The sequence below is a fragment of the Bacillus sp. LR_5 genome, assembly GCF_042709275.1.
The window spans coordinates 28,871-40,796 of sequence record NZ_JAVAXX010000011.1 but is presented as its reverse complement, the minus strand read 5'-3'; the positions used below and the strand labels follow the sequence as shown (position 1 = coordinate 40,796).

General features: G+C 39.9%; 10 protein-coding genes and 1 pseudogene. 4 read left to right on the top strand and 7 right to left on the bottom strand.

Annotated features, from left to right (window positions below; translation table 11 throughout):
* Positions 1 to 197: 197 nt before the first annotated feature.
* The 5 genes from RAC86_RS04455 to RAC86_RS04435 form a co-directional block, all read right to left on the bottom strand.
* Positions 198 to 488 carry a YrhK family protein gene (locus tag RAC86_RS04455; RefSeq protein WP_019712530.1) on the bottom strand — a complete coding sequence of 97 codons (291 nt, stop codon included), beginning with the start codon at positions 486 to 488 and terminating at the stop codon, positions 198 to 200.
* A 133-nt stretch (positions 489 to 621) separates the two neighbouring features.
* Positions 622 to 2,526 carry a peptidoglycan O-acetyltransferase OatA gene (gene oatA / locus RAC86_RS04450; protein WP_119899619.1) on the bottom strand — a complete coding sequence of 635 codons (1,905 nt, stop codon included), beginning with the start codon at positions 2,524 to 2,526 and terminating at the stop codon, positions 622 to 624.
* Between the two features lie 110 nt (positions 2,527 to 2,636).
* On the bottom strand, positions 2,637 to 3,494 hold the full coding sequence (gene rsiV, locus RAC86_RS04445; protein WP_003229823.1) for an anti-sigma-V factor RsiV: 858 nt from the start codon (positions 3,492 to 3,494) through the stop codon (positions 2,637 to 2,639).
* The gene (gene sigV / locus RAC86_RS04440) at positions 3,494 to 3,994 is read right to left on the bottom strand and encodes an RNA polymerase sigma factor SigV (protein ID WP_004398891.1); all 501 of its coding nucleotides are present in this window, start codon (positions 3,992 to 3,994) and stop codon (positions 3,494 to 3,496) included. The genes rsiV and sigV overlap by 1 nt, the downstream gene beginning before the upstream one ends.
* A 195-nt stretch (positions 3,995 to 4,189) precedes the next feature.
* Positions 4,190 to 5,017, bottom strand: coding sequence for a TrmB family transcriptional regulator (locus RAC86_RS04435; RefSeq protein WP_015251592.1), 828 nt, complete (start codon positions 5,015 to 5,017; stop codon positions 4,190 to 4,192).
* A 152-nt stretch (positions 5,018 to 5,169) separates the two neighbouring features.
* Between RAC86_RS04435 and RAC86_RS04430 the strand changes: the two genes are divergently transcribed.
* Positions 5,170 to 5,802, top strand: coding sequence for a LysE family transporter (locus tag RAC86_RS04430; RefSeq protein ID WP_377885413.1), 633 nt, complete (start codon positions 5,170 to 5,172; stop codon positions 5,800 to 5,802).
* Between the two features lie 89 nt (positions 5,803 to 5,891).
* Here RAC86_RS04430 and RAC86_RS04425 read toward each other — a convergent pair whose 3' ends face one another.
* Both RAC86_RS04425 and RAC86_RS04420 read right to left on the bottom strand, forming a co-directional pair.
* Positions 5,892 to 7,265 carry an amino acid permease gene (locus RAC86_RS04425; protein ID WP_377885412.1) on the bottom strand — a complete coding sequence of 458 codons (1,374 nt, stop codon included), beginning with the start codon at positions 7,263 to 7,265 and terminating at the stop codon, positions 5,892 to 5,894.
* A gap of 38 nt (positions 7,266 to 7,303) precedes the next feature.
* Positions 7,304 to 7,443, bottom strand: a pseudogene (locus RAC86_RS04420) (hypothetical protein).
* 556 nt (positions 7,444 to 7,999) lie between these two features.
* On the opposite strand from RAC86_RS04420, the gene levR reads away from it, so the two are divergent.
* The 3 genes from levR to levE all read left to right on the top strand — a co-directional run bounded on the left by levR (position 8,000) and on the right by levE (position 11,925).
* Entirely contained in the window at positions 8,000 to 10,807 is a 2,808-nt protein-coding gene (gene levR, locus RAC86_RS04415; protein WP_377885411.1) for a transcriptional regulator LevR, read from the top strand.
* Between the two features lie 189 nt (positions 10,808 to 10,996).
* Positions 10,997 to 11,437: a PTS fructose transporter subunit IIA gene (gene levD, locus RAC86_RS04410; RefSeq protein ID WP_003246144.1), complete on the top strand. Its 441-nt coding sequence runs from the start codon at positions 10,997 to 10,999 to the stop codon at positions 11,435 to 11,437.
* On the top strand, positions 11,437 to 11,925 hold the full coding sequence (levE, locus tag RAC86_RS04405) for a PTS fructose transporter subunit IIB (protein WP_029318159.1): 489 nt from the start codon (positions 11,437 to 11,439) through the stop codon (positions 11,923 to 11,925). Before levD ends, levE begins: the two co-directional genes overlap by 1 nt.
* Position 11,926 lies beyond the last annotated feature (1 nt).

Genomic DNA, 11,926 nt, shown 5'->3' with positions numbered 1-11,926 from the left:
AGAAAACCGGCACGATAATGAAATCTACTGAAAAGGATGTTATAGGGAGTATCGCGCCGGCCTTATTATTCATATCGGCATGCAGAGGCAAAAGTTTAGTTCTTTTTACCTTATTTTTAAAAATAAATAGTCTAAAAGTCTTGTTTTTGGTTTTCAACTCAGGCTTTTGGCATTTTGTTCTTTCTTATTCCTTAAGATCAGTCATCTGTTGAAGATTGATGCTTGAATTGCTGTTCCACATGCTTACGGTAATGAAAGTCATGAATCAGCCGGATCGTGGGCCTGATTAACAGCAGCAAGCTTCCGACCGCAAACAGCCATATCCCTGCCGACTTTAAACGGTCATAGAAAAAGAAAAAGCTTCCAACGAGGAACAAAGCACCGATGATAAAATCGTTTACTGTATAAAGAATCTTATATCGTTTTTTGAAAAAAAGCTCATATCGTTTCAGCTCTTTTTGGATGTCATGTTCTTCATTTCCTTTCATTATCATCCCTCCATTCAATTTTGGCTTACCCTTACGTAAACGGCATGTAAACATAAGGGCTGCCTTGCTGAAAGAAGACATAATCAACGATCAGAAACTAAAGTAAAAAAGTGATCCGTATAGGATCTCTTTTTTACGATTTCATCGCCTGAACAATAAGAGCAGTCAAAGCTTTTGCCCCTTTAGGAACCAAGTGAACACCATCAGGGGTAAAATATTCCGGATGCCGAAGGGCTTCTGTATGCCAGTCAACTAACGTAACATTTTGATGTGCGCTTGCCTGGTGCTGTAAAGATTCATTAACCTTGCTTTCCCATTGGCGGGGAACCCGTGTATTGACGAGATAAATATGGGCTTTTGAGAAAGATTGAAGCAGTTGTTCGATTTGGCTGTTTGTAAAGTAGCCATTGGTTCCAAGCTCAATGATGACAGCCTTGTTGGGCTGATTAAAAGACTTGTATTCCTTTGCGAGTTCCAAAGCTTGAGACATTTGTCTTCCCACCTTTCCATCAATCGTCACATGTGAAAGTGACTGATGCAGGTGTGAAGAAATATCAAGCATGACGGAATCGCCTATAGCTAACACTTCTTTCGCAGTGTCTGCGGGTTCTTTCGACTGTTGAGATTGCGTGTCTTTCTTTTTATGAGTCTCTTGCCCATTATTTTTATTTTCCTTTTGTCCTTGCTTGGAGCCTGGTGTTTTTTGTTCAGGATTGTGTTTTTTATCTGCTGCAGCATCCTTTTCATCCTCAGAAGCTTGGCTGGTGTCAGCATTTGTTTCTTGTGAGCTATAGGTCCATTTGGTAGGGTGCTTTTGCTCGCCGGCTAGCCCTGACAGCCCGCCTGCAAAAATAAGTATAGCGAAAATGATGAAACCAATTGACATTTTGCTGATGACAGATGTCGTTTTCCATTCCTTGATTCTATGTATAAAAACACGGCGGAAAAATGACCTAAATCCCTGTGTCCGTATCGGCTTCTCAATAAAATGGTAGGAAAGCTCGGCAAGTATACATGTCACAATGACCTTTAGCACGATATGCCAAAAAACAGGGTTTCCGATTTCTTGAACTGGCGTGCTTAACACAATAACAGGGTAGTGCCAAAGATAAATTCCGTAAGACCTCGTTCCAAGCCACCGAAGCGGCCTCCATGAAAGCAGATTGCCTAAAAAGCTGCTCGGATGGCAAACACATGCAATAAGGATTGCGGCAGTCACGCTAATGAATAGCATTCCGCCTTTGTAAAGAAAAGGCTCGTATTCATCTGTGAAATAGACACACAACACTAAAATACAAAATGCCGAAAATTCAGTGGCGTGCAAAGTGTGCTTCAGTTTGCTTGGCAGCCTGTTGGAAGACAGCCTTTTCATCGGCCATACCAAAGCCAAGGCACATCCGATGAGAAGTTCAAACGAACGAGTGTCTGTGCCATAGTAAACGCGGCTCGGATCTCCGCCAGGTTCATACAGTACGCTCATCATCACGGCTGAACAAAGCGCAAGCAATGATATCACCGCAGCCAATCTGGCGCGGCTTTTCATTATGTATATTCCAACAACTAAAAACATCGGCCATATGATATAAAATTGTTCTTCAATCGCCAGCGACCAAAGGTTTTTTAGAGGTGATGGGGAACCGAAACTATCAAAATATGATAGCTTGTGAAAAATAAACCACCAATTGCTCATATAAAAGAGAGAAGAGATCGCATCTCCACGTACAGTGTGCAATAGTTCTCGATCAAACAATACGACCCACACAACAGTGGAAAAGATCATAAGGTACGCTGCCGGGAGAAGCCGCCGAATGCGGCGCACCCAAAAATCCCGAAAATCAAGATTGATATCATTTCCATATGCCGGTAATAGAATAGATGTAATCAAATATCCGGATAAAACAAAAAAGATATCAACCCCGATAAAACCACCGTTAGCCCAATTGAAATTTAGGTGATAAGTGATAACTGACAGGACGGCGAAAGCCCGAAGGCCATCAAGTCCAGGAATGTATCGATGATGCTGTGTCTTGTGATACATGGGTATTCCTCCAATAGTATGCAAATATTCTCGTTGTTTTTGATAGCGGGGTTACGACCTCGAATAGAGAAGAGAGAAAACATCCATAATCTTAGATGGATGTTTTTATTTTATCGAATATAACGTTCTCCCACGAGCAAGTTTGAAATGACGCCGGTTGGAATTGTAAACTCTGTAACGCCCATATAGCCGGGGGCGACTTCATATTCGTCAAATGAGATCACAAGTTTATGGTCTTCAGTAATGTAAAACGTCTGATCAGGAAGAATCGTTTTGAACGGTTCTGCATCTTCGTCAGTGAGCCAATATATTTTATTTGGATCTTCCTTCATTTGCTGTTTCATTTGTTCTTTGATGTTTTGACTGATGACTTTGATATAGCGCTCATCTTTGAATAAGCTTTTTAATGTAAGTAAAATATCATTCTTTTTGTCAATTGTAATATAACGGCTTTGTGTGTAGGAAGATGCTTGTGTTGTTTCAATATTGCGCCGGATAGAGAGTAAATCTGGCGTGTCTGTGACCGTCTCGTAATCACTGTAGATGCTGAGATGCCCTTTTTTGTTTTTGGATGTGGACTGTATAAACTCTTTATACAGCTGCTGGCTTTCTTTCAAGTATTTCTGGTTAATGCTGTTTTCAAGCTCTTTATTAGAAAGCCCGGACAAAGCAGGTGTTTTGACATCAATGCTTGATTGGTCTTTTTCCTCTTTGATTTCAATAAAGGTGATCGCTTTGACGATTTTGCCGATGACAGGGATCTTTGACATAGCCTGAGCGGCGTCCGGGTTGATATTAACAAGCGCAGTGAATAAAATAGCTGCAGCGATTGCTGCTGATGTCGGCCACATAACGATTCTTTTCTTTTTTGGTTCTTGCTGAAGGGCTTTTTCAACAATGATATCCAATTCTTTAGGAATCTGAACATTTTTATATTCTTCTCTTAATTGCTGTAATCTCTTATCCATTAAGAAAGATCCTCCTTCGTCAGCTGAATGCGCATCAGCTTCAATGCTCTGTATAGGCGCGTTTTGACGGTATTCGTGTTTTCTCCTGTAATTTCCGCAATTTCTTCTAATTTGAGGTCTTCAAAAAAACGTAAAATAATAATGGTTTTATAGCGGTACGGCAATTCGTCAAGCGCTTCATGGAGATCAGTATCCTTGTAATGGTCTTCCTTTCCTTTGCTTAAAAATTCTATCGTTTCGTCGTCCATCACTCTTATCTTTTTTTGTTTGCGCAAAAAGTCAATGGCTGTCCGTACTAAAATTTTATAAAACCAGCTTTTTATCGTCTCAGGGTTCCTGACCGTTTCAACTGAGCTCAGCGCTTTTTTTATAGATTCCTGAACAATATCTAATGCGTCATCTTGATTTTTCACATAACTGAAAGCCAACCTGTAGAAATCTTGCTTATGGTCAGTTATGCATGTGACAAGCAACGCTTTTGTTGTTTGTTTTTTCTTCATTGCAATAAAGGGCTCCTTTTTGAATATACGTATATCGTAGGCTGTTACCTAGGATAGACGCGGCAGGCTGAAAAATAGTTTGCGCAGAATCACATTTTTTAAAAGAGAGAAGTAAATCAGCATGGGGGGTTTATGCATAAAAAAACAAGGCTTGTTTTGTACAAGCCTTGTTTTTGGGGTAAGAGATGACAAACATTATTCCAAATAATGTTTTTTGAAATCTGAGTGAATAGAAAATTTACGGCGCAACTGGATGAGATTTTTCCCGAAGCTCTCTTCTAAAAGCTCTCTATGCTTTTTCAGAATTTCCATGAGGTACAGATCATGAATGATCACTTCAGTAATAGGCATGACTAACCCTACATGCATCGTCCATGCAGCACGGCTGTCGTTGCCAAGTGAGACAATGCCCGCTACTACTTCTGAATCATCTCCGCTATAGACAAGCCACCGTCCGTCATACTCTTCTGTAATTTCACTGCTCATATCATGAAGGTAAACATTGGCAAAATCAGATACGATGTCTCCGTACGCAATAATGGTGACAATAACGCCTTGATCTGCCGCATGTTTGAGCTCTGATTCTATCTCCTCAAAATCCTCTTTCCATATTTCTAAGAGGATTCTTTTTTTGGCGGATAAGATACAAGCCTTCACCTTTTCAAGAATTTCACTGCGGCCGGTGATATTCCAGATGTTTTCCCGGTCATTAGCAGTCTGCTCGAACTTTTCAAAATATTTCTCAGCCTGATCAAAATGCTCTTCCGCTTTGAGCCGGCGGTTTTTAATCAGTTCTTTTGCGGGGACTGGAACATACTGAGGCGTATTTCCATGACTGACAAAAACATCTCCCCTTATGACAAGGCTTTCCAATACTTCATAAATTTTAGAACGGGGAACTCCGGATTTTTTGGCAACGGCATAGCCTGTTAAAGGTGATTCTTGCAATAATGCCAAATACGCTTTCGATTCATATTCTGTAAAATTGAGGTTTTTTAAAATGTCTAACATATTTTCTTTCATATATCCTCCAATATAAAGAGCAATCGCTGCCTTAGTAATCGCTATTTTAACAAACCATATTGATTTATTCCAAACGCATTGATACACTTTTATAAGTAGTTACTTTTGTAGTCACTATATGATTGAGGGGATTTTTAAAGGGGGAGAGAACAATGCACAGCTTACTCGCATACATACCGATCGCTGCCATGATGGTTATCATACCGGGGGCAGATACGATGCTTGTGATGAAAAATACGCTTAGGTATGGTCCGAAAGCCGGCCGTTATAACATTCTCGGATTGGCGACAGGACTTTCCTTTTGGACGGTGATTGCCATTTTAGGATTATCAGTGGTAATCGCAAAGTCAGTGATTCTTTTCACAACGATCAAATATTTGGGAGCGGCATACTTAATTTATTTAGGTGTAAAAAGTTTTTTTGCTAAAAGTATGTTTTCGTTAGATGACATGCAATCCCAAGCAAAAAATATGGCAAGTTCTCCGAAACGTTATTATAAAACTTCCTTTATGCAGGGATCACTCAGTAACATTCTCAATCCTAAAACTGTTTTGGTGTATGTTACAATCATGCCCCAATTTATCAATTTGAACGGAAATATAAACCAGCAGCTTATCATTTTAGCTTCAATCCTAACCTTATTAGCGGTGTTGTGGTTCCTGTTTCTTGTTTATATTATTGATTATGCAAAAAAATGGATGAAAAACTCGAAGTTCCAGAAAGAGTTTCAAAAAATTACCGGAATAATGTTAGTAGGTTTCGGCATCAAAACTGGTTTGAGTTAACACTTAAATGAAATTTGAAACCAAAGTTTAATTTAGTGTTTGGCCCTATAAAAAAGACAAGGGAGTGAGTATCCCTTGTCTTTTTTATTTCATCTGCGGGTTTGCACCTTATACAAAATAATCAATAAAACAAACCAGACCGGGGTGACAAACAAAGCAATACGTGTATCATTCGCCAGTGCCAATATGACAAGAATGAACGCGAGAAATGCAAGTGTTAAATAGTTGGATAATGGGTAAAAAGGCATTTTGAATTTGTTTGCTTTCGCTTCATGCTGCCTTGTTTTTCGATATTTCAAATGGCAAATCACCGTGATGCCCCAAATAAAAATGAAGCATATTGTAGAAACACTTGTAATCAGTGTAAAGACTTGCTCGGGCATTAAATAATTCAGACTAACGCCAATCAGAATGGCGACGGATGAAAAGAACAGCGCATTGCTTGGCACGTTAGAAGAAGTTAATTTCTTTAATAGTCCAGGTGCGTGATGATCCTTTGCAAGTGAATAGACCATTCGGCTTGTGCTGAATAAAGCGCTATTTGCAGCTGAGGCGGCTGATGTTAATACAACAAAATTGATCAAACTGGCAGCCACAACGATGCCTACTGCAGAGAAGACCTGAACAAATGGGCTTTCGTTTGGATTCAACACATTCCAAGGATAGATACACATAATCACGAAAAGTGCGCCAACATAAAAAAGTAAAATCCGGACAGGGATTTGATTGATGGCTTTAGGGATCACTTTTTGGGGATTTTCTGTTTCACCTGCTGTCAGTCCAACAAGTTCAATACCCACGAAAGCGAAGACGACCATTTGGAACGATAGGATAAACCCATGCCATCCATTTGGGAACATGCCGCCGTGGCTCCAAAGGTTGGTGAGGCTGGCAGGGCCGGAAGCTGCGGAAAAACCTTTCGCAATCAGGAAAATACCAGTTACGATCAGAGCCAGTATGGCAATAACTTTGATCAATGCAAACCAAAATTCTAATTCTCCGAAAAGTTTAACGGTGGCAAGGTTCATGATCAGCAGGATAATAAGCGCAAGAAGACCCGGCAGCCATTGAGGCACATCGGGAAGCCAATATTGCGTATAAATGCCGACCGCCGTTAAATCAGCCATCGCGAGGGAAATCCAACAGAACCAGTAGGTCCACCCAGTGATAAATGCTGCCCTGTTTCCTAAATAGTCCCTTACAAAATCAACAAAAGAGTGGTATCCCGCATTTGATAAGAGCAGTTCTCCGAGCGAACGCATAATGAAAAAGCAAAATACGCCGGTGATCAAGTAAGCAAATAAAATGGATGGTCCTGCAAAATGGATGGATTTACCTGAACCTAAAAATAAACCTGTACCGATTGCACCTCCAATCGCCATTAATTGTATATGCCTGTTTTTAAGGCCTCTAGACAATTTCTGTTGCTGGCCAAAATTGTCTTTGCTAGAATTGCCTATCAATTTTATTTTCCTCCAGTAATAAAAAGATGAGTAAAGTTTTATCGGATATTATAACATTTAAAAGAATAGATACTTTTATTTTTAAATTTTAAAACTATTTTAAGTGCTGTTACATGTCTTGTGGCTCTATTTTCACTCGTGATTCTACCTGAATAGCAGAGTAAAACAGGAAAGTCATTTGGACAATCTGACAGGCTAGTTTTAATCGGTAACGATTTGTATAATTGCATACCCACTATGATTGAGGCCTGCAGGGGGGATCAAATCGAGAGAATCGGAGATAAAGTTTTTAAGCTTACAGATTCCTTAACTTTCAAGGTGGATTGCAAAAATGACGAAGTTTTGCATATTGTAATACTGCGGCGGTCACATAGAGTGTCCGTCTTTTTTGTTGTGAACGAACCTAAGGGGTTATATTTAGGAAAATTGTCCTGATCTATAAGATGCATTTTTTGTCATTGATGATTTTGACATCATTACATTCCCCAAGAATGATAAACTGTTTACTGATTATTACTTTTGAAGGGGACTGGCCCTCCAGAACCGCGAATCTATCATACTAATATGAGTTGCAAATGATTCGAAATGTAAACATATATGCATAAAAGCCAGCTTTGTCAATCTGCTATAGAGACCTTTTTAAACGTGTATCAGCAGATAATCTCAACGCGGACTATAAAGTTTCGAAATATTCTTGTTAATGGCTTATCTAATAAGGACAAAGGATGATAGACGTGAGAAGAATAGATAAAATATACCATCAGCTCAAGCATAATTTTCATGATTCAACCTTAGATCATCTTTTAAAAATACAAGGGAATTCAGCAAAGGAGATTGCCGAGCAGCTGAAAATGGAGCGGTCCAATGTCAGCTTTGAATTGAACAATCTCGTCCGGTCCAAAAAGGTCATCAAAATTAAAACGTTTCCTGTAAGATACATCCCGGTCGAGATAGCAGAAAAATTATTCAACAAGAAATGGGATACAGAGATGATGGAAGTGAAAGACCTTCAGGCGTTTTCCGGAAATTCAAAGCAAAATCATCAACACATTTCCACGAATCCCCTAGAGCTTATGATAGGGGCAAAAGGGAGTTTGAAGAAAGCGATCTCCCAGGCAAAAGCAGCTGTCTTTTATCCGCCGAACGGTCTGCATATGCTCCTCCTAGGGCCGACTGGTTCCGGTAAATCCCTTTTTGCGAACCGAATTTACCAGTTTGCCATTTACTCTGACATATTGAAGGCCGGCGCACCATTTATTACATTTAACTGTGCAGACTACTACAACAACCCTCAATTATTGCTTTCTCAATTATTCGGACACAAAAAAGGTTCATTTACAGGTGCTGCCGAGGATAAGGCGGGTTTAGTCGAACAGGCCAATGGGGGCATTCTTTTTATGGATGAAATCCACCGTCTCCCTCCCGAGGGACAAGAAATGCTGTTTTATTTTATTGACAGCGGTTCTTATAACAGGCTTGGAGAATCTGAACATAAACGAACATCGAACGTATTGTTTATTTGTGCGACTACAGAAAATCCGAGTTCTGCACTATTGAAAACGTTTTTGCGAAGAATCCCAATGACCATTCATATTCCTTCGCTTGAAGAACGATCGCTTAAAGAAAGAGTGGATCTGACGACGTTTTTATTAGGGAAAGAAGCAGAGCGAATTAAGAAGAATCTGAGTGTGCATATCGATGTCTATAATGCGCTTATTCACTCTGCGAAATTTGGGAATGTCGGACAGCTGAAATCAAATGTCCAGTTAGTTTGCGCACACGGATTTTTGCATAACCTTGACAGAAATGAAGTTATTGAACTGACTGTTCGCGATCTGCCTGATGAAATCAAGCAAGAATGGATGTCCAGCAGCAAAAACATGCAAAGAAGCAAAGCCATTTCTGAATATGTCAATATTACAACGATTATCTCTCCGATTGTAGAAGATGAAACAACAAAAATTGACGAAGACCTCTCATTTAACTTATATCATTTGATTGAGGAAAAAGTGAAAACGCTTATGAAAGAAGGTTTATCCAAAAAGGATATTAACCAATACATCTTGACTGATGTCCATTTGCATGTCAGAAGTTTTTTTCATCATCAAGCTTTTCAAAAAGACAGCCTGCTGACATTCGTTGAAGATGACGTGATTCAAATGACAAAACAGTTAAAAGAAATAGCTGAACATGAGCTGGATTGCACATTTGACCGTAAGTTTATTTATTTTTTGAGTATGCATATTGACGCATTTTTAAAGCGAGGAAAGCAAATTGATGTTTTGAATACACAGGAGACAGATGAAATTCGTGATACTCATGTGAAAGAATATCGGGTGGCGATGATTTTTAAAGATAAAATTCAGGAATATTTTAAAGTGGCTATTCCTGAAATAGAAGTCATCTACTTAACGATGTTAATCCATTCCATCAAATCGTTAAAGGAGAACAAAAGAGTCGGTATTATCGTGGCTGCTCATGGAAACAGCACGGCGAGTTCAATGGTTGAAGTCGCGACAGAACTGCTAGGGAGTACGCCGATTGCAGCAGTTGACATGCCGCTTACTGTTTCACCTTCGGACATTTTTGAATGCGTAGCAGAAAAAATGGAACAGGTTGATGAAGGCGAAGGTGTTTTAATGCTGGTAGATATGGGGTCGCTTGCAATGCTGGAAAGCAGGCTGGAGGAAAAGACAGGCATTTCCATTAAAACAATCAGCAATGTTACGACTTCAATGGTGCTGGATGCTGTCAGAAAGGTCAACTATTTGAATTTAAATTTGCATGCGATCTATCAATCGGTCACGAAGGATTTTATCGAGTTGTGGGAGCGTCAGCCAGCGGCACCCGGCAAAAAGAAGGCATTGGTATCCATCTGCACCACGGGCAGCGGGACGGCCAAAAAGCTGGAAGACATTCTAACCACGATCGTAAACAAGGCCTCCGATACACCGATTCACATATTGACCGTATCATCGATTAAGCTGGCCAACAGCATAAAAGAAATCGAAAAAGAGTATGAAATCCTTGCGACAGTCGGAACGAAAGACCCTAAAATCAATGCTCCGCATGTATCTTTAGAAGTGTTAATTGAAGGGGAGGGAGAGAAGCTGATTCAACAGGCGATTACAAAAGGAAGCATCCCCTTGAGCAATGGATTGAACGAAGCAAATATTATTGTTAGGGAGCTTTGCGAGGATAGCCTGAAAAAATACCTTGTCTTCTTGAATCCCCATCATGTGATCGAAATGTTATTGGAGTGGCTGCAAACCGTTCAAGATGAGCTGGGGGTCATTTTCAATAATGCGGTTTTGATCAAAGTCATTATGCACACGGCTTTCGCCTTTGAAAGGGTAATTAAGCAAAATCCGATCGCTTTCTCAGAGGAAGAAGAGATCAATGATCAGCTGAAGAAAATGGTGTACGTGACAGAGCGAACATTAGCCCCTTATGAAGAAAAGCTCGGACTTCGCATAAGTGATGATGAAAAATTATTTATAGCCGCCATATTTGCTGAAGAAGTGCATGGCCAGCTGTTTTAAAAACAGTTTTTTCATATGAACCTGTATTAAATGGAACACCATTTTAATACAGGTTTATTTTTTTCGTTTTAAGTGTTTCAACAACAAATTGCTATTGGCTGAAATAACGATGAAAACGCTTAACACAACTGTGTTGGCACGATCCTTGCATTATATATGGATGTACAAAACAGGAAAGGAGCAATAGACATGATTTCAGTTATTATCAGCGGTCATGGAGATTTTCCCATAGCATTAAAAGAGTCTTCAGGGATGATATTCGGTGAAGAAAATAACCTGATTGCAGTGCCGTTTTTTAAAGGGGAAGGAATACAAACGCTGCAAGAAAAATATCATCAGGCGCTCAAGGATATCCCGGAAGAACATGAAGTGCTTTTTTTAGTCGATATTTTTGGAGGGACGCCATATAACGCGGCAGCTTCCTTTATTGCTGAGGATCAAAGAATGGATATGGCAGCCGGCGTAAACCTGCCGATTCTGCTGGAGGTATTAAGCCTGAGAGAACATCTGGCTCTCAAAGATTTGCTGAACAACTTAAAAGCAATGAGTCAGCAAAGCTTTCAAGTGTGCAGTGAACATTTAGAAAAAGTAAAAACAGCCAATCAAGATACAAGAGAGGATGAATTATGATGAACATTGTGTTAGCAAGAATTGATGACCGCTTTATTCACGGCCAAATCCTGACAAGGTGGATAAAAGTCCATGCAGCCGACCGAATCATCGTTGTCTCCGACGATATTGCTCAGGACGAAATGAGAAAAACGCTGATCCTTTCTGTTGCTCCTTCAAATGTAAAGGCAAGTGCCGTCTCGGTTTCTAAAATGGCAAAAGCATTTCATAGTCCGCGCTACGAAGGGGTAACGGCAATGCTCTTGTTTGAAAATCCGTCTGATATTGTATCTCTTATAGAAGCAGGTGTACCGATCAAAACCGTAAACGTCGGGGGAATGCGTTTTGAAAATCATCGCAGGCAAATCACAAAATCAGTCAGTGTCACAGAACAAGATATAAAGGCATTTGAAACATTAAGTGACAAGAGCGTGAAACTGGAATTGAGGCAGCTGCCTTCAGATGCCAGTGAGGATTTTGTACAGATTTTACGGAACGTAACAAAATAAT